The following is a 21013-nucleotide window of genomic DNA, read 5'->3' as shown; positions in this document are numbered from 1 at the left end:
ATCACAGTTCTCCGATTGCCACACTCTGTTATATCTTGTTATCAGATTTTCTTGCCCTTGAATTTGCCCTTATAAGCAGTCAGGGAATGAGTAAACTTGTGTGAAATCATATAAAGGGATAAGGCGAACACATTGCGATAAATCCTTTGTTTTCAAGGCTTTTGGAGGATTTTATTGATAACCTATAACCTCTGTTAAGAAGTCATAATTTGTTGTAATTCAAATTCTAATTTACCAAGTATATTGTCTTATTATACGTATTGCTTTTTGCCTATCTTTAAAAATTAAATTTTGCATACTATCGTCATATATTTTCTCATATTTTACTAATGCCTCAAGAATAACATCTATAAGTTCTGGTTTATATTTTGCTATAATAACCACATCTTTAATACATTGTCTTGCTGTGATTGGTTTTTCATCTTCAATATGTTTAAGCCATTGATTAATAATATTATTAACTTTACTATCAGTATCCCATTTTGCATTATAAGCAATTAATCGTAATCCTCTTGTACGAATATATGAATTTGTATGATCATCCATCATATCAACAAACTTATCAAAGTATGGATATAAGTCATTACATTTTTCACTTATATTCAACAGTTCTTTCCATATTTTATATGCTTGTTTATTATCTGCGCAAACAAGCATTTCAACTTGTGTATCAAAATTCACTTCTATCATCTCCTTGACCTTACAAATTCTAATTTTCTTTCATTAAGTTTATTATGTCATCTTCTAAACTAGAATGCAAGATTTAAAAAAGGTGTTGATATTTGAACACCAGACTATCTAATTACACTTTCTACACAATCATTCTATCGCATGGATAAAATAATAACAGCGAATGATTGAAATTTTGCGCTAACTTTACGCCAAAAATTACGCCAGATTTTACGCCTAATTGTTGCTTATTTGCTGCTTATTTTCCACCAACTGAGCCACTTTTCGAAATTTTATAGTACTTCTTGTCACTTTTTATGAAAATCCACAAAATCACGGAACATGAAAAAAAGCCCTTAAATAAAGGCTTTTTCTCGTTTTTTTAATTTTCTTTTGCTCTCTTAAGAAACAATAACTATCTCTTAGAGAACTGTGGTGCACGACGTGCAGCCTTCAGACCGTATTGCGCGAGTTTTTGAGCTGTTTTTCCTTGATATTCCGGGCTTTTCCGGCTTTCTACTTCTCAGTTATCCGGTGTGCGGACCATAAAAAACGGCCTTTTTTCATTCAGCGATAGCCTGATGAAACGCACCATTTACTACCCCAAACAACTCCTCTGGTTTATTATACTTCACTTTTGCATAGATGTCCATAGTTGTTTTGCTATTTTCGTGTCCGGCAAGGTATTGTACTGTCTTTGGATCAACGCCCGCATAGAGAAGATTGGTGATGTAAGTGTGCCGCAGCTGATGAGGTGTCACATCAAAGTCCAGCGTATATTTGATTTGGGGTTGATTCTTCTGGGTCATACCCAGCGTTGGAGTAACCGTATATTTGATACTCTCCCCATTTACATACTTATAATAGTTCCGGGGCTTAGTGGAGCGGACAACGACATACTGCCACACTCTTTGGAACTGCGAGGCAGCCAGTGGCTCTCCTTTGCTGTCAGCGATCACATAATCTGATATGGAATTTTCTTTCGTTTCTCTCAGACAATCCACCAAACACTTCGGTATCGGAATATCCCTTTTTGCCGCCGGAGTCTTTAGCACCGTAGAAACCACGGGTCTGTTATGCTCTGTACGCCATGCCCGCCTCACCGATAGATAAGGTGTATCCTCGTCCAGAAACACACAATCCCATTGCAGTGCAAGAATTTCTTCCCGACGCAGACCGGAATACAAACCGAGCATAATAAACAAATATGGAGGAAGCCCCTTGACTGTATCCAGAAGCACGGCTACCTGCTGATCTGTCAATGCCTCCTTCTTTTTTGTCGGTTTTCCGCCTTTACCGGATATTCCCGCACAGGGATTGTGTTCAAGAATTTGGTTTCTCTCTGCCGCATAAAAAATGCACTTGAGCAGCATATTGACCTTATTGTATAAGCCTTCCGATTTCTTTGACAATGGAACAAGAGCCAGCCGAATATCGTCAGCAGTCACTTCTTCCATATACATCTCTCCCAGAGGTTTGATGATATAGTTTGTCATATCCCTCGTATAACCTCTGAGTGTAGACGCAGACACCTTTGCCGACTGCATCAGCAGCCACTTCTCTCCATACTCAGCTACTGTCGGGTGCTGCCGGTGAAAGATAATTTCTTCCACCTGCTTCCGAGCCTCTAACTGCTTCTCATACAATTCTTCACAAGTAGCGGCATACAAACTCAACTCTTTGCCATCTGCATCCGTAATCCTGGTTCTGTAATACTGGATTCCTTTCAATGTAATGGTCCCATACTTCGGGATCTGTGTTTTCTTTTTTGCCATCTTTGATCGTCCTTTCTTGATAATGTGTAGTCTCCGTATCTACACTCTCTTTTTATCAGAAAGCCTCGATTTAATCAAAGATACGGCTGATGTAAAACAAAGAGCGAGACATCCTTGCCTCGCTCCTGCTTTACTTCCTATTTTATTATTACTGTGCTGCGTCCCAGCTTGCAAACGCGCAACTCATTGATCTGACCAGCTCATCTGGTCTGTTGTACTTAACCTTTGCATAAATGTCCATGGTAATCTTGCTGCTTTCATGGCCTGCCAGGTATTGAACCGTTTTGGGATCTACCGATGCATGAATGAGATTGGTAATGTAAGTATGCCGCAGCTGATGGGGTGTTACTTCAAAGTCCAGACTGTAAACCACTTTTCCGTTATGAGCAGCCTTTTCCCCCAAGACAGGTGTGACAGTATGCTTTACTCTTTTTCCATCTTCATACCGATAATAGCTCCGCTCCTTGACCGTCCTCGTAACAATATACTGCCAAAGTCGCTTAAACTGCGTGTAGGACAGCGGTTCGCCGTCCCGGTTTGAAACCACATACTCCGAAGTCGATGTTTCCTTTGCTGCTTTCAAACACTCAGCCAAGCAAACAGGAAGAGGGATATTTCTCTCCGCAGCCTTGGTTTTCAATTCGTCTGAGATTACCGGTCTGTTGTGTTCTGTGTGCCATGCCCGCCTTACCGTCAGATATGGAGTATCCGTATCCAGATATACTGAATCCCATTGCAGAGCAAGAATTTCTTCCCGGCGCAGCCCTGCATATAAACCAATCATGACAAAGACATAAGGCGGCAAATCTCGGATAGCATCCAAAAGGCGTGCTGCCTGTTCATCTGTCAAAGCCTGACGATCCTCTTGTGGAACACCGCCACCTTTTGTCGTGAGATAAATCGTCGGGTTATGGTCAATGATCCTGCTTTCCATCGCTGCGCGAAAGATAGATTTGTAAAGGATTACCACAGATTTATAAACCGATGCAGATTTCTTGGAAACCGGAACAAGGGCAAGCTGAATATCATCCAGGCTAACCTCACCCATCCGTTTATCTCCCAATTCCGCTATAATATGCCGCCTGACCTTTGAGGTGTAATCCGTCAAAGTAGTAGCTCGTACATGAACCGACTGCATCAGCAGCCACTTTTCACAATACTCTGCAACTGTGGGCGTTTTCCGATGAAAAGTGGCATTCTCAATCTGTTCCAACGCAAGCGTTTCTTTGTTGTATAGTTCTTCAGGTGTTTTTGCGTAGATAGCTACGAGCTTACCATTCGTGTCTTTGATTCTGGTCCTATAATATAGGACACCTCTTTTCATAACTGTGCCATATTGAGGAAGCATTATTTTCCTATTTGCCAATTCCTCCACCTCCTAAGAATATACTCCAGCGCTGTATCTATGTTTTATCAGACCATTATGATTTCGACAAGGATACGGACCGGCTCACACTCCAGCTCTGCGAGGTTTACGATAAGTTGCGTTCTTTTCTGCTGGCTTTGCTCTGTGGGTGCATTTTGCGATATACTCCTGAAGGCCCGCTGAGGTAAAGTACACACAGCCATTCTGCACATATTGCACATAAGAAATAAGACCATTGTTACGGGCCGCGTCCAGCGTTGCAATGCTGATACCCAAAATTTCTGCTGCTTCTTTTCGCGTAATAAGTTTTTCCATAAAGCATATTTCCTCCAATCCGTCAAGTTTGTCATCGTGTTTGTTCAAAATCACATGAATACGCTGGCAGCCGAAACCACCAGCGCATGGTATCTGATTTTGAACAGAAAGCGGCAAACGCTTCCTATTTATATTTCTCAGCTTTCGTCACATTTGCCACGCCCCCTGACGATGGGAACACAACAGGTCTCCGCTGGCGCGGATGTCATAACTCCGCAGCATCGTTCGTATCGTGTGCCGCAGGGTTCCCCCCAAGTCTTTGGCGGGCCGTGAGGAAGTATCTTTAAGCCCCCATGTAGTCATCGCGCCAAATCTGCCACCATTCTTTTATGAAATCGTAGATCGCTCCGAAGCAGTGCTTTCATCACCTCCCTGACTGCTCCATCCTCGCGGCGTTTCATATTCGCTCATACATGGGTTTATGTACCTGTTGTGCTGTCTATTCGATTGTCAATGTGCAGATGAAGGAGGAAAACTTGTCCTTCTTATTAACACTGACAAAAAAGGCAAAAAACAGGCGCATCAAATGAAACTTTATCAAAAACATTTTCCGAGCTGCTTTAAGCCACGGCGGATACTGTCTCGAACACGGCTTGGATCTACGCCTTCTACCCCGGCAATTTCATTTACCGTCATTCCCAGGTAATATCGGGCATAAATCCTCTTTGCCTGTTTTTCCGGTAAATTCATCACAGCAGAATAGACCTGCTCCTGAAGCTGTTTTTCCTCCAGAAGCATCTCCGGTGTTTTCGGCTTCAACAGCACCGCATTTTCAATGCCATTCTCGCAATCCAGAGAATACTGTGCTTTATAACGATACATCTTTCGCTCATACGCAGCCTCCGCACGTTCAGCTGCTCGAATAGTCTCCATTACTTCCTCTGCCACATCTACAAAAAAGTCTGTTGTATAAACATCAGGATAAAGTTCCCGAAGGTTAATTTTCTTCATTATGTACCTCCATTTCGATTCACGGGTGATTGACGAGTGAATCGAATGGAGGTGGGGAACGACACCGGTATACAGCCGGATTATCTCCGAAAAAAAGGCAACAAAAAACGCCAGATTCCCGCAATGGGAAACTGGCGCACCAAGAACAGTCATTATTATGCTGAATCACATGGAACGATAATGCCGATGCAATGCTATACTTGCCCGGAGGAGGGGCAATGCTTTTTTTAATTGATGTAGATCATGGGAGCTTTGAAAAAGCAAAAGAGACACGGCAAATTAACCTCCAAGCGGCTACCGTGTCCCTGCAAGTCGTCATTAGTTTGTGTAAACGCAAAGAAACGGCGGCTCTGAAATTGTCCTTCAAAACCGCCGATTGAGTTCAAACCTTAAAATAGCGCACGAAATTATCTGCCCCAGTCAACGGTTTTTTTCTTTCCCCGGACGGGGCAGATAACTTATTATGCAGAGCGGAGCCGATGTGCGCTAATCGGTTCCTTGTACTTTCTCCTTCAGCTTTCGGAAAGATGTATCACTGATGGCGTGTTCAATCCGGCAGGCGTCTTGTTCCGCTGTTTCCTGATCGACGCCAGCAGCGATAAACTGCTCCATAAAAAACAAATGGCGTTCATAGATTTTCTCGGCAATCTCCCGACCTATGACGGTCAGATGAAGGAACCCATCATCATCCACGGTCAGAAAACCTCCATTTTTCAAAACGCCTACCGCATGGCTGATACTCGGTTTGCTAAAGCCCATGTGCCGGGCAAGGTCAATGGAGCGGACCATGCCCATTTTCTTTTGTAGAACAAGGATAGCCTCCAGATAATCCTCCCCAGACGCATGAATCTTCATCAGTTCCTCCTTTATGCTTATTGTTGAATCCTCCAGCCCTCAGCCTGTTCCCGAATCTTAATAAATTCCTGATAGGTTCCCCTTTGAGCCAGCAATTCCTTATGGGTTCCTTTCTGCACGACGGTTCCACCATCAATGACAAGAATTTGATCCGCATTTTCAATCGTCGCCAGTCTATGGGCAATCGTTATGATTGTTTTACCATGTGTCAGTGCGGAAATAGCCTCTTGAATCAAATGCTCATTCTCTGGGTCAATGCTGGCCGTGGCCTCATCCAAAATAACAATCGGCGCATCTTTCAGCATGGCTCTGGCAATCGAAATCCGCTGCTTTTCACCGCCGGAAAGAGAAGAACCGCCCTCCCCAATGACGGTATCATATCCATCTGGCAAGGCCATAATAAAGTCATGGCAACGCGCTTCTTTTGCAGCGGCAATCATCTGTTCCTCCGAAGCGTCCGGGCTGCCGAATTTGATATTGTTACGGATTGTATCCCGGAACAGATATACATTCTGGAACACCATACTGATATTTTTTAGTAAGCTGTCACAGGTAAATTCTCGAATATCTGTTTCTCCTAAAGTGATTTTTCCGGCGTCAACATCATAAAAGCGTGCAATCAGGCTACACAGGGTAGACTTGCCGCTCCCGGAGGGACCTACAATCGCTGTTGTGGTATTCTGCGGAATCGTGAAATTCACATCATGCAATACAGTCCGTTTATCGTAACCAAAGGATACATCCTGAAAAGTAATGTCATACGAGGTCGGTGTAATATCTTTTCCGTCTTGGTCGATATATTCTGCATTTTCCAGAGCTTCCAGCTTATTCATAGCAGAATCTATAAGACCCAGCATGTGAGCCGCGTCGTTAATGTTTTCCACACTTCCAAAGATTACGAAAGAAAACAGAACAAACATCAGGAAATAAGCAAGACTCATTTGCCCGTTAAGTGTCTGCCATGCACAGATAAACACAATCCCCATAGATGCCAGTTTTAAAGAGAACAGATGCAAGCAGTTAAATGGCGTATAGCCTTTTTCTACTTTGATATGAATATTTTTCAAATCCGTATTTGCCTTGCGGAAACTTTCGATAGAAGCCCCTTCCTGTCCGAACGATTTAACGATGGACAGCCCGCGGATATATTCAATCGCAGAGCCAGACATATCCTCCATGGCCTGGTGCGTGATAGCAGCGGTCTTTTCACTATGCCTGCTGATACCATGTAAGGCCAATGAGGAAAAGGCAACGCCGACAACAGAAATCACTGCTGCGGCTGGACTCAGGAAAAGGAAACACAGGAGAATTGCAATAAACTTTGCATATCCGTTGATGATGATGTCAACCATCTTCATTCCCTGCAATTCAAGTGTGGATAGCTCCGTGGTAACACCTGTCAGAATATCGCCCACGCTGTTTTTGGAAAAATACCCCATAGGAACCCTTTTCAGCACATCGCCTAAATGGATTCGCTGCCCTGCGGCCACTTCATAACCAATGCTTTCCTGCAACACCGCCCGCAAATAAGAGAGTAGAAAGTTAAGCGCAATCGAGCCAACAATAATCCAAAGCGTCTGCCAGATCAGGGAGGATTCTATTGTGTTGCCTGCCCAATAAGCTGCGATTGCTTTATCAAGGGCATAAGCGGCAGCCATTGTAGGGATCGCCGTAGACAGGCTGCTGAAAAAGGAAAAAACAGAGCCAAGATAGAGGCGTCCCTTATATTTCCCCGCCCATTTAATGATCCGTTTCATAGACTTAAACATGAGCGGCCACCTCCTTCTTTTCACTCACAGACCAATTCTTCGCCCCGATGTGGGCTTTCCACATATCCGCATAAAGCGGACACCGCTTCAACAATTCTTCCTGCTTTCCGCAATCCACAATCCGGCCTTTTTTCAACACGACAATCTGATCTGCGTTCTGAATGGTGGAAAGGCGGTGGGCGATCACAAGAAGAGTTTTACCCTTTGATAACGCCATGATAGATTTCTGAATTTTATCTTCGTTCTGCGGGTCAGTAAATGCTGTCGCTTCATCCAAAATAACAATCGGGGCATTTTTTAGGATCGCCCTCGCAATCGCAATTCGCTGTTTTTCGCCGCCGGACAGCCTCTTTCCGGCATCACCGGCAGGGGTATCATATCCTTTGTCCAAACGCACAATAAATTCATCACAGCAGGCCGCTTTCGCCGCCGCATATACTTCTTCATCTGTGGCGTTTGGATTTCCAAGACGGATGTTTTCTTTCAGGGAGCAATTAAATAGGAAGTTATCCTGCGTCACAAAACTGACCAGTTCGGAAAGCTGGCGTATAGACAACTCTTTGATATTCTTCCCCCCAATGGTAATGTTGCCGCCTGTCACGTCCCAAAATCTTGCAATCAGACGGGCAATCGTCGATTTACCGCCGCCAGATGGTCCTACAAGTGCCGTAAAACTTCCCTCTGGCAATTCCAGGTTCACATCATGCAACACTTCATTTTGCTCGGAACCGTCATAGGAAAAGGTTACATGCTTCAACGCAATATCATTGTGAGGAATAGATACGATTTTCCCTGAATCCGGCAGTACAGGCAGGTTCAAAAGTTCATTTGCCGCCTCTACTGCATATTCCATAGACTTTGCTTCGTTAATGAAAGTGGTTGCTTTCATCAACGGCCCAACAATGCTGAGGGAAAGAATAATCCCCATTGCAAGCTCTGCGGGGGAAATACTTCCATTCTGTACCAGCAGAAGGCCGACAGGAAGAACCCCCAGTAGCGTTGTGGGCATAATCGCCATCATCAGGTTCATCGTTTTCCATGTGCTCTTAAACCATGCCAGGGTAAACTCTTTGAACGACTGGACAGCATTAACAAATTTTTCATAGGAGCTTGTGCTTTGATTAAAAGCCTTTACAACCTCGATGCCTTCCACATACTCAATAATACTGTTGACATGGTTATTTGCCTCCATATAAGCGGCGTACTGACTGTTATAATTCCTCATAAGGAAAAACATAGGAATCATGGCCAGCACCGGAGCAATCAGAACCGCCAATCCCATGCGCCAGTCAATGACCATCATCCAGGTAAAAATTGCAACAGGGAGTAGGAGGTTAGAAGTCAATTCCGGGATCATGTGTGCCAAAGGCGGCTCTAAATCCTCCACCTTATCCATGATGATATTTTTCAGATAGCCGATTCGCCGCCCCATCACTTCGCCGAGAGGCGCTTTCATCAGCCGGTCCGCAATTTTAAGCCGGATTCCTTCCAAAATGGTATAGGCTGAAATATGCGCCAGGATCGTAGAGATTCCATGGCAGGCAACCCGCAGCAGGTAGCCCGCTGCTCCAACCAGACACCAAATCAGAATGCCATTCAGGGTCACATTCTGATTGATAAATGCCAGCAGGATTTCATATACAGCCCAAAAAGGAATAAACCCTTCTGCAACGCTCAGAATGGCGCAGAATACCGAAAGAGCCATTTTCCCCTTACATGGTGCGGCGAAGGAAAACAGAATTTTCACCCAATTATCTTTTTGCTGCTTCATTACAATCACCTTCCTTCTTTTTAGTCAGCAAAGAAAAAAGGATGGGTAGTCTTTGCTAACCATCCTCATTGTAGCAGTATTCAATTCTTCTTTCCTCTCCAAAACGGCATTTATGCACCGTTTAGAAAAAAGATTTTCGGTATTCCATCGGCGTCTGCCCTATCACCTGCCGGAAAGCTGTTGCAAATTTACTGGGGCTTTCATATCCCACAGCTCCGGCAATTTCCGCAATCCCTTTTTGGGAATCCTGCCGGAGCATTGTGGCAGCAACGTTCATCCGATAACGGCGAAGATAGGAATACATGGAATCTCCGAATATTTCCTTAAAGCAGGTTTTCATCCCCGTCAATGAAATCTGGAATCGTTCAGCTAATTCATCCATCGTGTAATGCTCCTGCAAATTTGCCGTAATAAGATCATGGATCGCTTTGATTTTTTCTACCTGCCCTTTATAGAAATAAGGGCGATCTTCTTTGGAATCAGAAAACTGCAAAGCGTCCAGATATAAAAGCAGCTCCAGGGCTTTTACTTTATAGTAGTCACCTTTGATCTGCTGCGGGACAAAGTAAAGCTCTGAAAAAATATGTTCAATTCCTGGCTCATTATGAATCACAAACGGTTTCTTGTCATTGCAATACTTTTTTTGAAGCTCGTACAAATCAACAGAAAATCCACCAAAAAAGTCTTTCAGCGCCGGCACAGCAATGTCCAGATCAAATCCCAGGGTCATCCCATGATAGTGGCAGAGTGGAAAGCAGAACCGTCCCGAATGGGAACGCCGGTCATCCACACGCATCTCATGCTCTTGCAAATAGCTATACGCATTATTGCCAATCTCGCTTTCGATCCGTCCCTCCCTGCAATGGTCTATATAGAGAAGCGAACTGTCCGTACTACTCTGAAAGTAGGAGGTACATTCTTTCAGGTGCATATCGCTATACATCACAAAAGCGCCATCAAAAATTTTGTGGGCTGTCATGGTTCCCTCGCCGCTCTCGTCAAAAAGCTGCAGGACAACGCAATCCTCAGTTTCAATGACATTTTTAACATTTGAGCCGCAGTTTATTTTACCATCAAACAGTTTGATTTCCGCCGCCTCCTTCCATCATAAAGAAATTAAATAACCGTTCCCGTCCTTCCGTATCCTGGAGGAAATAGCTTTCCTCCAATCTGCCGTTTTCCAGATGGATCACATAATTGCAGCACCTGAGTATAAATTCAGGATCATGGGTCACAATCACAATGGTTTTTCCTGAATCGGCAAGTTCTTTGACTGAATCGGCTACCTGCCTCATGTGAAAAAGATCAAGGCCGCTGGTAGGTTCGTCAAATAGTATAACCGGACGTTCAGAGGCAATCGCAGAAGCAATCGCCACACGTTGTTTTTGCCCTCCCGAAAGCCCCATGGGATGGCAGGCTTTGTACGGAAGCAAATCCATTTCTGTCAAGATAGCCTCTGCCTTTGCCACATTTTCAGGCGATTCATCGGAATCTTTTCCCGGCATACTTAACAGGACTTCCTCTAAAACGCTCTCTGTAAAAAGCTGATGGTTTACATCCTGCATGACCATATAGCATAGCTTCAGTCGCTGTTTGCTTGAATAGGAAGTACCATCTTTTTGGAGGACACCTTTACATCTTTTTTCCAATCCGCATAAGCAACGGGATAGTGTCGTTTTTCCGGCTCCATTGTGCCCGATGACCGCCGTTACATTTCCGGCAGGAAGCTCTATATTTTCCAGAGAAAGCGTTTCCGGCTGTTTCTTGTATGCGAAATGGAAGTGGTTCAGTTTCCATATCCCCTGCCCTGAATGTAGACTGGCAGGCTCAATGTCTGCAAACTCACTCAGGCCAAGAGGCCGTAATCCCATTTTAGCTTTTTCCGCCGCCGGAATCAACTGAAATTCCGGCAAAGTATAATCCCCTTGTATTTCCCCGTCGCTTAAATATATGATCCTGTCTGCCAGATCATAAAGATAGTAGAGCCGGTGCTCTGCAATAATAATTGTTTTACCCTGTGACTTCAATATTTTTAACAGTTTCCGAAAATCAGCGATGGAATAGGCGTCAAGGTTGGAAGATGGCTCGTCCAAAACAAATACATCCGGTTCCACAGCGGCGGCAGATCCACAGGCGATTTTTTGCTTTTCCCCACCGGAAAGGGAGAAAACACTTCTGTCCAGCAGATTTGTAAGGTTCAACTGCTCTGAGACCAGCTTTACCCGCTTTCGGATTTCTGCTTCTTCCAATCCATGGTTTTCACATCCAAAGGCAATTTCGCTGGTCGTATCCACATTAAAAAATTGAGAACGTGGATTCTGAAAAACAGAACCCACTTTTTTTGATATGTCAAACAGGGAAAGCCCTCTCATATCTTCTCCATCAAGCATGACAGTGCCTTCCAGCTTTCCATCGTAATAATGAGGAATCAGTCCGTTAAACAGCCGTGTCAGTGTGGTTTTACTGCAGCCCGATGTTCCGCAGAGCAGTACAAAATCCCCGTCGTTAATAGACAGGTCAATATTTCTTAATGTTCCGTGTCCTTCCCTGTCCCCAATGTCAGTTTCATTTGGAGGGTAGGAAAAAGAAACTTTTTTACATTCGATCATAGGCCTACCTCCCTGTAATCATCGTGACAATAGGAATTGCAAAAGCCACCACACATAGCAGCAGGAAAAAAACATCCTGCACATGAAAGCCGATCTCGCAGATGTTTGTCCTCTTGACCGGACCGCCCAATCCTCTTGTCAGGGCTGCCGCATTTAATTCTTCCCCGATCTTGACGGAACACATGATGACAGGGACAAGCCTGTATTCCAGCATTGCACTGGCTTTGCCCCCGCCAAAACGGATTCCTCTCATTTTCATAGCGTCCCCTATGGCATTATATTCTTCTACAACAGTAGGGAAAAATCGGAATATCACGGACATAGGAATGATGATCTGCTCCGGTAAATGCAGCTTCTTCATGGAGGCAACAAACTCGCTGACCGTCGTTGTCCTGACCGTGATGTATCCCATCATAATCCCCGGCACAAACCGCATAAAGAAACCGCAGATTGCAACAACAAGAAAGTTAGGAAGGCCGGACAGGTGGGGGAGCGCCCATAGTTGCAATATATAGCTGCCGCCATATAAAACAAAATAGATAACCGATCCCTTCCACGATTTTTCCGTGAGCAGCAGGATCAATGGAACAGCAGCCAAAATAGGAGCAAACTGTTTAGAAGCAGCCCCACCTCCGCCGCTCAAGACAAAGAGGGCAATCGTAACAAGCAATGCCAACTTTGTCCGAGGGTCTAACGACAGGCCGGTTTCCTTTTTTTTGCTTGCTAACAATTCACGGCGCATTATGCAATACCCGCACGCTTAAAGTGCTTTTTGAAAATTTTCTGACCGATCACACCGCCGATCACGCCGCAAACGAACCCGGCAATCAAAAGAATGGGGAGCGTATATGCCGAGATATAGCTCATAATGGAATCTGCATACTCTTGTCCATAACCGCTGATTAGCTGCTGATAGTAGCTGTCCCGTGTTGCAACAATGGGGATGTAGTTTCCGATGATCCACATAGAAAAAACACCATGCGATATGATTCCTTTTTTTGCACTCTTATAATCGCCGGATTTCAAAACAAGATCAGCCAGGACACCGAACACGGCACCGGTAATAATGCTCCAATACCCCATGCCGGTCAGCAACATTAAAATACCGCAGATCAGTCCTGTCAGCGATACCATTCCAAACTTCTGGACTTTAGAATAATACAGCATCATTACGATTCCGCCAATCAGCGGAACCAGCACGATCAGAAGCGGAAGAAAAATAGGGATAAATCCCAGCATGGCAATCGCCATCATCACCACAAAATAGATCGCAGTGAAGATTCCAACATTGATAAGGTCTTTTCCTTGTAGTTTATTCATTATTTGGTCCTCCTGTTTGCTTTTGTGTTAGCACGAACTAACCGTATTTCAGTATAGCAGATATGTCTGTATGTTTCTTCTCCAAAAAGGCGTTTTCGCTCCAAATAGACAATTACTTTGCTTTTGCTATCTTTACGGGGAGTGATTGCCTGCGTGTGTGCGTGAACATAGAACTATTCAACATTGAACAGAGGCGGTTCTTGCATAATTTGAAATGAAAACAGCCAAAATCTCCGCTCCAAATTGTAGTATTAGTAGAGGGAGAAATAGAAGGTAGGGTTTCGATAGCAAGCACAGCAAGCGAGTACCCGCTTGCGATTTTTCGGATTTTCAGGTCCCTTGCCCGAAAATGAAAAATGTTTGTTGGGATAATCTCAAACTCTTATGAAGAATGGAGGCAGCACATGGCGAACCGAAAACGGAATATCCAGATGAATTTTTATGTCACAGAGAATAAAAAACGGCTCATAGATGAGCGGATAAAACTGATAGCCTCCCTACCGCATTCTATATCATTCTCGTTTGGCAACGAACTAAAAGCTGAAATCTGCAATTCATCCTCATAGTTCAATTAGCAGCCGGAAACGCCATAATCATGGAGCAACCATGTTATCAAAAAGGAATCGGCATAATCAGTCCTGTTATCAAGCACAATAAGGTTATTCCTTTGTGCAAATCGGAACGATAAAATGTATTTGAGGTGAACGATTATGCCGATTGATGATTTAACTGCTTTAGGGCAGAAAATGAGAGAGGCCAGAAAGAATAAAGAACTGACACAACAGGAACTTTCCGATCTAAGCCATGTTTCTGTAAAGCAAATTGCCAATATCGAAAAAGGGAAAATGAACCCGTCCTATTTGATTTTGAGAGCATTGGCAAAGGTCCTGCACATCTCTTTAGATACGCTTATAAATCCAGATATTTCTCTGGAGGATGAGGGTGTCAATCAGATGAAAATGCTTTATTCCAGCTGTCCGCCAGAAATGCGCGACACCCTGTTGCATCACACACAGGAAACGGTGAAAGAGCTAACAGAATTGTCCGAGAAATTTGAAATGAATTGAGCCAGTGAGTGAAATTTAACGATTTTCTCACTGGTTCTTTTTATTTCCAGAGAAAAGAGGCAAGCAATGCCTGTGTTAATACACACAGGCCCGCAGAGAAGAAAATCCCTTTGTGATTTTCCTCTCCGCTTGCTTGTTGAGGGCAGCGCCCCCAAGCCCCTTTGAACACAGAATTTCATTCTGTGGCTGCGCGTTCTGCGAACGCTTTTGACCAGGACCAGCTTACCGCTGGCCGTGGTCTTTTTCTTTTTCAACATCCTGTTCTACCTCCATTTTCAGCACTCGATCTACATTCGCTTTTGCAGTCAAAAGCTCCCTCATTTCTTCACGGGAGCGCCGATACTCGGAATAAGTCTTTTTCTTTTCTTCCAGCAATTTTGCGTACTCTGTCTGTAACTCTTTGACCTTTGGCAGCTTCTTGACGCCCATCTCATCAAAGGCATTCTTAGCAGCCTGGTGGAGCAGAATTTCTTCCTCATGTTCCTCCCGGAATTTCTTAGAGTAGCCTGCCTTGCGGTATGCCACATAGACCTCACGGGTCTTGGCATAATTTACAATGTGAGTACGCAGAACAGCAATCTCTGCCATGCGCTTTTCAGCCGCTTTGATCTGCGCCGAAAGTTCATTGTGATGTGCCGTGGCAGCCGTAGCCTTTTCTTCCAAAACCGCATACTCCAGCAGATTGTTCTCTGACAGGTAATTCATGGTCTGCGCCATTTGTTTCAGATTAAAAACTTTAGCCCATCGAGCATAGCCAGCACCTTTTCCAGCCTGCAATTTTGCCTGAATGTCCACCAGCAGATTAACCTTCGGCGGCTCTGCCTGTGTGACGGTTTTCTTTCGCGGGGTATGTGCTTTCTTCCCTAAGAGAACTGCCCGCAAATCTTCCAATCCATATCCTTCGCCCAGACTGTCCATGCGGGCGGCTTTCTCCCAACCAGAGAGCTTCAGTCGATACGATTTTCCGCGCTTTGAGACTTCACAACCATACTCTTGCAACAGCCTCAGCAGTTCTTCAAAGTCAGCAGGACTTTGTGATAATGCGTTGTCAATCGCCACACGCAGCAGCTCTCGGTGAGAGGGCTTTGCCTGATCTCCCAGCCACTTGTTATAGCTCTTTCCGTGAAGTTTCGGATTCTCTACAATGGACAGTCCGTTTTCAATGCAGATGGTATCACTTAACCGGCGAACCGCCTTGGTGCTGCCCCAAAAGTTTCGGAATTTCCGGTCATATTCTAAGCTGACCGATGACCAGATAATGTGATTGTGAATGTGCGACTTGTCTATGTGGGTGCAGACCACAAAGGCATGATTGCCCTTGGTAAACCGCTTGGCAAATTCTACACCCAGACGGTTGGCTTCTTCCGGCGTGATTTCACCGGGTTTGAATGACTGGCGCACATGGTAAGCGATCACATCGTCCGCCCCGCGCACCCGCCCGGTGGCGGCGATATACTGCCGCTTCGCCAGCAGAAACTCTGCATCGGCGGTCCGGCTGTCACAGCCATAGCCGGTAATCAGTTTTCCGTTGTCAGTCTTTTGCGGATTTGCCACATAATCAATAATATCGCTGATTGCTCGGCTCTCAGTGCGCCCCTTTCCGATATGCAGGGGCATGATGCGTGTGGTTGCCATAGAAGGGCCTCCTCTCATAAATATTTTTTCGCTGAACTCTTTGCTTCTATCGTTGCAATAACTTTCTCCGCTGGGTATAATAAAAAAGAACATTCTACAACCTCAAAGGAGGGATTTTATGATAGAGCAGCTCATTGCAGAAGCAACGGAATGCGATTTCAAAGTTGCTCTCGAAACAAAAAAGCCAAAAAGCTGGTTAAAAAGTGTCAGTGCCTTTTCCAATGGGATCGGCGGCACTCTGTTTTTCGGAGTCTCTGATGACCGGGAGCCTATCGGCTTGTCAGATGTTCAAAAGGATGCTGAAGCGATCAGCCGCTTAATCAAAGAACGTATCACACCATTACCGCAGTTTATCTTAAAGCCATTGCAGGAAGATGGTAAAAACCTGTTGGCTCTGGAGGTTTCTCCTGGCCGCAGCACCCCATACTATTACAAGGCAGACGGAGTAATGGAAGCATACATCCGTGTTGGAAATGAAAGCGTAATTGCACCGGATTACATTGTGAATGAACTGATCTTAAAGGGAACCAATCAGTCCTTTGACACCTTAACAACAGAAGCTGTGAAAAAGGATTACAGCTTTACACTCCTGGAGGCAACCTATCTGGAACGAACCGGCCTCCGCTTCGAACCATCCGATTATGTCTCCTTCGGTTTGGCTGACAAAAATGGGTTCCTGACCAATGCCGGAAAACTCATGACCGATCAGCACACAGTTTATAACTCCCGTATGTTCTGTACCCGGTGGAATGGCTTGGAAAAAGGCTCTATCTTTGATGATGCGCTGGACGATAAGGAATACGAGGGGAATTTGATTTATTTACTGAAAAGCGGCAGTGAATTTATTCGCAATAATTCCAAAGTCCGTTTTGTCAAAGAAGCTCAGTATCGGGTAGACAAGCCGGATTATGCTGAACGAGCTGTAACAGAGGCTCTTGTCAACGCTCTCATCCATCGTGATTATATTGTGCTTGGCAGCGAAGTCCACATTGATATGTTTGATGATCGGGTGGAAATCACATCTCCGGGCGGTATGTTTGGTGGCGGCTCAATTCAGGAATACGATATTTACAGTATTCGTTCGATGCGACGAAACCCTGTGATTGCTGACCTGTTCCACCGCATGAAGTACATGGAACGCCGTGGAAGTGGCCTACGCAAAATCGTCAGTGAAACTGAAAAGCTGCCTGGATACACAGCGGCATATAAGCCTGAATTTTCCTCAACAGCGACAGATTTCAGAGTCATCTTGAAAAATGTGAACTACAACTTAGAGGGTGACGCCCACCAAGTTATCCACCAAGTTACCCACCAAGTTATTGAACTATCAACGGTATCCAAACAGATTTTGACTTTTTGCACAACACCAAAATCCAAGAAAGAGCTTGCAGTATTTTGCGGCTTCAAAGATTTAAGAAACTTCACTTTGAAACATATCAATCCGCTTTTAGAATCCGGGCAATTAGAAATGACTATTCCCGATAAACCTAAAAGTCGCAATCAAAAATATATTACAGTTCGTTCCGAATAAACAGAGAAGCAGGGCATTGGGTCTCATCTCCCATTGTCCTGCTTCTTTTTCATTCCAAATTATATTCACATCATTTACCCATACACCCAATCCTGTATCGCAAATTTCAAACTCTGCACCTTTCCCAGCAGCCAGATCGCAGCCAGCGGCAGCCCCATCGGGCTAATCAAAAATGCCATAACCAGCAAAATCACACCATTCTGCGGGGAATAGGTAATCAGCACAGCCACGCCAAGCAGAGCAATTACCGTGCTTAGTAGACCAAGCACCAGACCGGATATGTAGATCAGCCCTGTGCAGAGCCAGACAAAAAGCGTCAACACCAAAATGACCGGTGCAGTTATGATCATCAGCAGACATTTCAAAATCTTCATTTCTGTTCCTCCTTCCAACGCTCCAGATACTGTTTGCATAGGGCATCCGCTTCTCTCTCATCATCTTCCGTCACTTCCCGTTTTCCTTTGGTCAGTTCAATCTCCAGATAAGTCCGGTAATCATCGGCTAAGAGGTCGAACAGTTCCTTGGGAGTATGGCACACCTCGCCAGAGCAATAGTGAAAATCTTGGTCAAATTCAACTCTTACACATCCATGGCGGCTGATATAAACTTCTATGGTCTCGTCTGCGGTTAGGTAATCCGCAAAAATCTCCAGCACCTTTTCAAAGGTCAGCATCTGTTTTCACTCCTTTGCTACGCTTCTTATTCTACTCATATTATCCGGTACGGACAGGCAAAAGACAAGGATACAGACAAAAAGAAAAAGCGGAGGAAGGTGCGGCGAAGAAACGCCGTTCCTCCCTCCGCAAATGGAGTATCTATCCCTGTTATGAAAGTTTGGAGAGTTGGGTAAGGATTTCCTTCACACCCTCCCACAGTTGTTCCTGCCGCTGGGATATATCCTCCAAGTCAGCATTATAAACCCGCCCGGTCTCATGCACTTTGCGGGTCAGCTGGTTCAAGTTGTTGCTGCTTCGGCGCATCAGGGAGACCAACTCCTTCAGCTCTGGCAGTTCCAGCTTGACCACATAACCATCCAGCGCCATTTTCCGCAGATAAGCGCTCAAATTCTCTGTCCCGTATTGCTGCATCTTTTGATGGATCAGTTCCAGTTCTTCTGCGGACACCCAAAACAAAACCGGCACATCCCTCTTGCGCTTTGCCATGGTTATCGCTCCGGCTCCCGTTTTTTCGGGGCGGCAGACTTATGGACGGGCAGCTCCTGTTTGAGCTTATCCCGTACTGAGGGACGGGACGGTTCCAGTTTTTCTCTCTGGGTACGGCTGCGCTGCTGTTCTTCACGCACCAGATCAATAAAACCATCCAGCACAGCAGGGTGGCTGTTTAAGGCATAACCACAACGGACGGTTTCGGGATTATCATTAGAAATGGCCTTGGCCCATTCTTTGTTGCGTCGGGAGTAGCGCCCATCCCAGTCCTGAAGCTGGACCGTGTTAGACAGAACCATAGATACACGCTCCATGCCATAGGTCTCGATCACACCCTTTGCCGCATCGTGGCTGAGATACATTCCGTCGAAGTGTTCCCGCACCGCCGCTTCAATGGACTCCTTGCATTGGAGATTTACATTGTTGGAAGCTCGGTACTGCTCCAGCTCCCCATGTTCTCTCGCATAGGCAGCTGAATGGGGATAGACCGGTGTTGTTCGCAGTTCCTCTTTAGCTCTGCACACATCGTCGGCACGGTTCTCAATGCTGTCCCGGATCACATCCATGTAGCCGGTCTCCAGCTTTTCAAAATAACGGTACACATCAGCCAGTGGCGAGGAGGAATCCAAAAGCGCCTGTGCCTGTGCGTCGGTCAGCTCCAGCTGCTCCATCGCCATCACGATGTCCTCCCGGACCGTGTACTCATAGGTGTGGTGCAGGATTTCCTCCGGGGGCTGGCTTTTCAGCCAGTCCCGGAATTTATCCTGTTCATCAGACATTTTCTCATAAAGAGCTGTATTCCAATCTGTTGCATTCATAATCATCGTACCTCCTCGTGTTGTTTTGGTTTCTTTTCAAGGCTGCGTGGCGGCACAGGGCGTTTCAGGCTGTCCAGCACCGAAGTCCGTGTGCTTTTGTCAACAACAGCCTCGGCGTGTGCCTGTCCCTTTCCGTCGATGTTGAGCAGGGTATCCAACTCCACCAGACGGGCGTTTTTGCTTCTCAATTCTTCTTCATAAAGGAATGGCTTTCCGACTTCCTCCTTTGCGGCAGCCTGCTGCTGATAGAGGTTATCCAGCTGGGCCTTTGCCGCCTCCAGACGCTGGGACATCTGAGCGAGGGCATTGTCGATACGAGTAAGATTTCCGCGAGGGTCTGTACCAAGGGTTGCCCGGTGGGTCATCTGTCCTCTCAGCAGGAGCGTATACTCCTGTTTCCAAGCGGAAAATTCCACGGACATGGCATAACCCCGGTAGTTGCCGATCTGCACCGGATCGGAGGTTTTGACCTCCTTGCAGGCATCCAAAAGAGCTGCACCAGCGTTCTCCTTATCGGTCAGCAGGTCTCCACGAATCTCCATACCGGCAAAGCCGTCCTCTGGGTGCGGGTGAGCTGCCAAAACCTCCAGATCGGATTCAAAGCCCTTGATAAAACCTTTGTGCTTTTCAATCTCCTCCGGGAAGTATTTGAGCAGCTGGTCCTCCAGACGGTACTGCTTGCTCTGGTGGTCAGCTTTCATCAGCTTCAGGCGGGATACCTCCACATCCAAATCCATACGCTCCTTGATGCGGGGATCTCCGGCACACAGAGCCTTGATCTCGGCAAAACTGAGGGCTGTTTCATCCACATCATCGCAGGAACGAACCGGCGATTTAGAAGTCATGATCTGACTGATGAATTTTTGCTTATTCTCCACCGTCTGCCAGAGGTATGCGTCAAAGGTTCCTTCGGTCACATAGCGGTACACATGGACAAGAGGATTCTGGTTACCCTGGCGCTCGATATGGCCCTTGCGCTGGGCAAGGTCTCCCGGTCTCCACGGACAGTCCAGGTCATGAAGTGCCACCAGACGGTCCTGCACATTGGTGCCTGCGCCCATCTTGGCGGTGCTGCCCAAAAGGACACGCACCTGACCGGTACGAACTTTAGAGAACAACTCCTTTTTCCGCACTTCGGTGTTGGCTTCATGGATAAAAGCAATCTGGTCGGCAGGCACCCCCTGGGCAATGAGCTTCTGACGAATATCGTCATACACCGTAAAGGCCGGTTCCTGCTCCGGCAAAGGTACAGCACCTTCCAATGCGTGAAGCAGTGGATTATCCAGCGTTTTCGCCGCCTTGCTTGCAGGAGCTTTTGCCTGCGGGGTAGAAATGTCGCAGAACACCAGCTGGGTCAGCTTGTCAGCTTCGCCATCCCGCCAGATCTGCATGATGT

The 21013-nt window shown here is 45.7% G+C and carries 21 protein-coding genes and 1 pseudogene; 4 read left to right on the top strand and 18 right to left on the bottom strand.

Annotated elements, in window-relative coordinates:
• Positions 1-231: 231 nt before the first annotated feature.
• The 5 genes from LI241_RS12095 to LI241_RS12075 form a co-directional block, all read right to left on the bottom strand.
• Positions 232-690: a hypothetical protein gene (locus LI241_RS12095; RefSeq protein ID WP_226897133.1), complete on the bottom strand. Its 459-nt coding sequence runs from the start codon at positions 688-690 to the stop codon at positions 232-234.
• A gap of 542 nt (positions 691-1232) precedes the next feature.
• Positions 1233-2444, bottom strand: a complete 1212-nt coding sequence (locus LI241_RS12090; protein WP_116704864.1) for a site-specific integrase — start codon at positions 2442-2444, stop codon at positions 1233-1235.
• Positions 2445-2592: 148 nt separating this feature from the next.
• Entirely contained in the window at positions 2593-3810 is a 1218-nt protein-coding gene (locus LI241_RS12085; RefSeq protein WP_055224659.1) for a site-specific integrase, read from the bottom strand.
• An 84-nt stretch (positions 3811-3894) separates the two neighbouring features.
• The gene (locus tag LI241_RS12080; protein ID WP_008728422.1) at positions 3895-4125 is read right to left on the bottom strand and encodes a helix-turn-helix domain-containing protein; all 231 of its coding nucleotides are present in this window, start codon (positions 4123-4125) and stop codon (positions 3895-3897) included.
• A gap of 537 nt (positions 4126-4662) precedes the next feature.
• Positions 4663-5076: a sigma-70 family RNA polymerase sigma factor gene (locus LI241_RS12075; RefSeq protein ID WP_227151330.1), complete on the bottom strand. Its 414-nt coding sequence runs from the start codon at positions 5074-5076 to the stop codon at positions 4663-4665.
• A gap of 45 nt (positions 5077-5121) precedes the next feature.
• On the opposite strand from LI241_RS12075, the gene LI241_RS12070 reads away from it, so the two are divergent.
• Positions 5122-5307 carry a hypothetical protein gene (locus tag LI241_RS12070; RefSeq protein WP_015529867.1) on the top strand — a complete coding sequence of 62 codons (186 nt, stop codon included), beginning with the start codon at positions 5122-5124 and terminating at the stop codon, positions 5305-5307.
• A complete protein-coding gene (locus LI241_RS12065) occupies positions 5295-5456 on the top strand; it encodes a hypothetical protein (RefSeq protein ID WP_015529866.1) in 162 nt (53 codons plus the stop codon). The genes LI241_RS12070 and LI241_RS12065 overlap by 13 nt, the downstream gene beginning before the upstream one ends.
• 106 nt (positions 5457-5562) lie before the next feature.
• On the opposite strand, the gene LI241_RS12060 is transcribed toward LI241_RS12065, so the two are convergent.
• From LI241_RS12060 to LI241_RS12030, 7 genes are all read right to left on the bottom strand, one after another.
• Positions 5563-5931, bottom strand: coding sequence for a metal-dependent transcriptional regulator (locus LI241_RS12060; RefSeq protein WP_015518831.1), 369 nt, complete (start codon positions 5929-5931; stop codon positions 5563-5565).
• Between the two features lie 17 nt (positions 5932-5948).
• Entirely contained in the window at positions 5949-7700 is a 1752-nt protein-coding gene (locus tag LI241_RS12055) for an ABC transporter ATP-binding protein (RefSeq protein ID WP_227151329.1), read from the bottom strand.
• A complete protein-coding gene (locus LI241_RS12050; protein ID WP_227151328.1) occupies positions 7693-9471 on the bottom strand; it encodes an ABC transporter ATP-binding protein in 1779 nt (592 codons plus the stop codon). The genes LI241_RS12055 and LI241_RS12050 overlap by 8 nt, the downstream gene beginning before the upstream one ends.
• 121 nt (positions 9472-9592) lie before the next feature.
• A complete protein-coding gene (locus LI241_RS12045; protein WP_182438661.1) occupies positions 9593-10450 on the bottom strand; it encodes a helix-turn-helix domain-containing protein in 858 nt (285 codons plus the stop codon).
• A gap of 94 nt (positions 10451-10544) precedes the next feature.
• Complete coding sequence (locus LI241_RS12040; protein WP_227151327.1) at positions 10545-12080, bottom strand: ABC transporter ATP-binding protein; 1536 nt, start codon at positions 12078-12080, stop codon at positions 10545-10547.
• A gap of 4 nt (positions 12081-12084) precedes the next feature.
• On the bottom strand, positions 12085-12822 hold the full coding sequence (locus LI241_RS12035) for an energy-coupling factor transporter transmembrane component T (RefSeq protein WP_015529861.1): 738 nt from the start codon (positions 12820-12822) through the stop codon (positions 12085-12087).
• Positions 12822-13400, bottom strand: a complete 579-nt coding sequence (locus tag LI241_RS12030; protein WP_015529860.1) for an MptD family putative ECF transporter S component — start codon at positions 13398-13400, stop codon at positions 12822-12824. The genes LI241_RS12035 and LI241_RS12030 overlap by 1 nt, the downstream gene beginning before the upstream one ends.
• Positions 13401-14110: 710 nt before the next feature.
• On the opposite strand from LI241_RS12030, the gene LI241_RS12025 reads away from it, so the two are divergent.
• Positions 14111-14467: a helix-turn-helix domain-containing protein gene (locus LI241_RS12025; protein ID WP_008728409.1), complete on the top strand. Its 357-nt coding sequence runs from the start codon at positions 14111-14113 to the stop codon at positions 14465-14467.
• Positions 14468-14689: 222 nt separating this feature from the next.
• Here LI241_RS12025 and LI241_RS12020 read toward each other — a convergent pair whose 3' ends face one another.
• Positions 14690-16102 (bottom strand): relaxase/mobilization nuclease domain-containing protein, encoded by a 1413-nt coding sequence (locus tag LI241_RS12020; RefSeq protein ID WP_227160459.1) that lies wholly within the window; start codon positions 16100-16102, stop codon positions 14690-14692.
• A gap of 118 nt (positions 16103-16220) precedes the next feature.
• Here LI241_RS12020 and LI241_RS12015 point away from each other — a divergent pair, with 118 nt between their 5' ends.
• Positions 16221-17633 carry an ATP-binding protein gene (locus LI241_RS12015; protein ID WP_015529857.1) on the top strand — a complete coding sequence of 471 codons (1413 nt, stop codon included), beginning with the start codon at positions 16221-16223 and terminating at the stop codon, positions 17631-17633.
• Between the two features lie 74 nt (positions 17634-17707).
• Here LI241_RS12015 and LI241_RS12010 read toward each other — a convergent pair whose 3' ends face one another.
• The 5 genes and pseudogenes from LI241_RS12010 to LI241_RS11990 form a co-directional block, all read right to left on the bottom strand.
• Complete coding sequence (locus LI241_RS12010; RefSeq protein WP_227151323.1) at positions 17708-18007, bottom strand: CD1845 family protein; 300 nt, start codon at positions 18005-18007, stop codon at positions 17708-17710.
• Positions 18004-18306 (bottom strand): hypothetical protein, encoded by a 303-nt coding sequence (locus LI241_RS12005; RefSeq protein ID WP_015529855.1) that lies wholly within the window; start codon positions 18304-18306, stop codon positions 18004-18006. Before LI241_RS12005 ends, LI241_RS12010 begins: the two co-directional genes overlap by 4 nt.
• 151 nt (positions 18307-18457) lie before the next feature.
• Positions 18458-18796 (bottom strand): plasmid mobilization relaxosome protein MobC, encoded by a 339-nt coding sequence (mobC, locus tag LI241_RS12000; RefSeq protein WP_003526263.1) that lies wholly within the window; start codon positions 18794-18796, stop codon positions 18458-18460.
• Positions 18797-18798: 2 nt separating this feature from the next.
• Positions 18799-19617, bottom strand: coding sequence for a DUF3849 domain-containing protein (locus tag LI241_RS11995; protein WP_227151321.1), 819 nt, complete (start codon positions 19615-19617; stop codon positions 18799-18801).
• Between the two features lie 2 nt (positions 19618-19619).
• Positions 19620-21013: pseudogene (locus LI241_RS11990) on the bottom strand (helicase SNF2); the annotation flags it as partial.

This window comes from Longicatena sp. 210702-DFI.1.196 (genome assembly GCF_020563125.1).
Taxonomy (GTDB): domain Bacteria; phylum Bacillota_I; class Bacilli_A; order Erysipelotrichales; family Erysipelotrichaceae; genus Longicatena; species Longicatena caecimuris.
This window is presented reverse-complemented; position numbering and strand designations above follow the sequence as displayed.

Excerpts from the sequence above, each read along its gene's own strand:
- mobC (WP_003526263.1), bottom strand. The coding sequence starts at position 18,796 with ATGGCAAAGCGCAAGAGGGATGTGCCGGTTTTGTTTTGGGTGTCCGCA.
- LI241_RS12005 (WP_015529855.1), bottom strand. The coding sequence starts at position 18,306 with ATGCTGACCTTTGAAAAGGTGCTGGAGATTTTTGCGGATTACCTAACC.
- LI241_RS11995 (WP_227151321.1), bottom strand. The coding sequence starts at position 19,617 with ATGAATGCAACAGATTGGAATACAGCTCTTTATGAGAAAATGTCTGAT.
- LI241_RS12065 (WP_015529866.1), top strand. The coding sequence starts at position 5,295 with ATGCTTTTTTTAATTGATGTAGATCATGGGAGCTTTGAAAAAGCAAAA.
- LI241_RS12020 (WP_227160459.1), bottom strand. The coding sequence starts at position 16,102 with ATGGCAACCACACGCATCATGCCCCTGCATATCGGAAAGGGGCGCACT.
- LI241_RS12035 (WP_015529861.1), bottom strand. The coding sequence starts at position 12,822 with ATGCGCCGTGAATTGTTAGCAAGCAAAAAAAAGGAAACCGGCCTGTCG.
- LI241_RS12080 (WP_008728422.1), bottom strand. The coding sequence starts at position 4,125 with ATGGAAAAACTTATTACGCGAAAAGAAGCAGCAGAAATTTTGGGTATC.
- LI241_RS12040 (WP_227151327.1), bottom strand. The coding sequence starts at position 12,080 with ATGATCGAATGTAAAAAAGTTTCTTTTTCCTACCCTCCAAATGAAACT.
- LI241_RS12050 (WP_227151328.1), bottom strand. The coding sequence starts at position 9,471 with ATGAAGCAGCAAAAAGATAATTGGGTGAAAATTCTGTTTTCCTTCGCC.
- LI241_RS12070 (WP_015529867.1), top strand. The coding sequence starts at position 5,122 with ATGGAGGTGGGGAACGACACCGGTATACAGCCGGATTATCTCCGAAAA.
- LI241_RS12090 (WP_116704864.1), bottom strand. The coding sequence starts at position 2,444 with ATGGCAAAAAAGAAAACACAGATCCCGAAGTATGGGACCATTACATTG.
- LI241_RS12015 (WP_015529857.1), top strand. The coding sequence starts at position 16,221 with ATGATAGAGCAGCTCATTGCAGAAGCAACGGAATGCGATTTCAAAGTT.
- LI241_RS12055 (WP_227151329.1), bottom strand. The coding sequence starts at position 7,700 with ATGTTTAAGTCTATGAAACGGATCATTAAATGGGCGGGGAAATATAAG.
- LI241_RS12060 (WP_015518831.1), bottom strand. The coding sequence starts at position 5,931 with ATGAAGATTCATGCGTCTGGGGAGGATTATCTGGAGGCTATCCTTGTT.
- LI241_RS12075 (WP_227151330.1), bottom strand. The coding sequence starts at position 5,076 with ATGAAGAAAATTAACCTTCGGGAACTTTATCCTGATGTTTATACAACA.
- LI241_RS12025 (WP_008728409.1), top strand. The coding sequence starts at position 14,111 with ATGCCGATTGATGATTTAACTGCTTTAGGGCAGAAAATGAGAGAGGCC.
- LI241_RS12030 (WP_015529860.1), bottom strand. The coding sequence starts at position 13,400 with ATGAATAAACTACAAGGAAAAGACCTTATCAATGTTGGAATCTTCACT.
- LI241_RS12010 (WP_227151323.1), bottom strand. The coding sequence starts at position 18,007 with ATGAAGATTTTGAAATGTCTGCTGATGATCATAACTGCACCGGTCATT.
- LI241_RS12045 (WP_182438661.1), bottom strand. The coding sequence starts at position 10,450 with ATGACAGCCCACAAAATTTTTGATGGCGCTTTTGTGATGTATAGCGAT.
- LI241_RS12095 (WP_226897133.1), bottom strand. The coding sequence starts at position 690 with ATGATAGAAGTGAATTTTGATACACAAGTTGAAATGCTTGTTTGCGCA.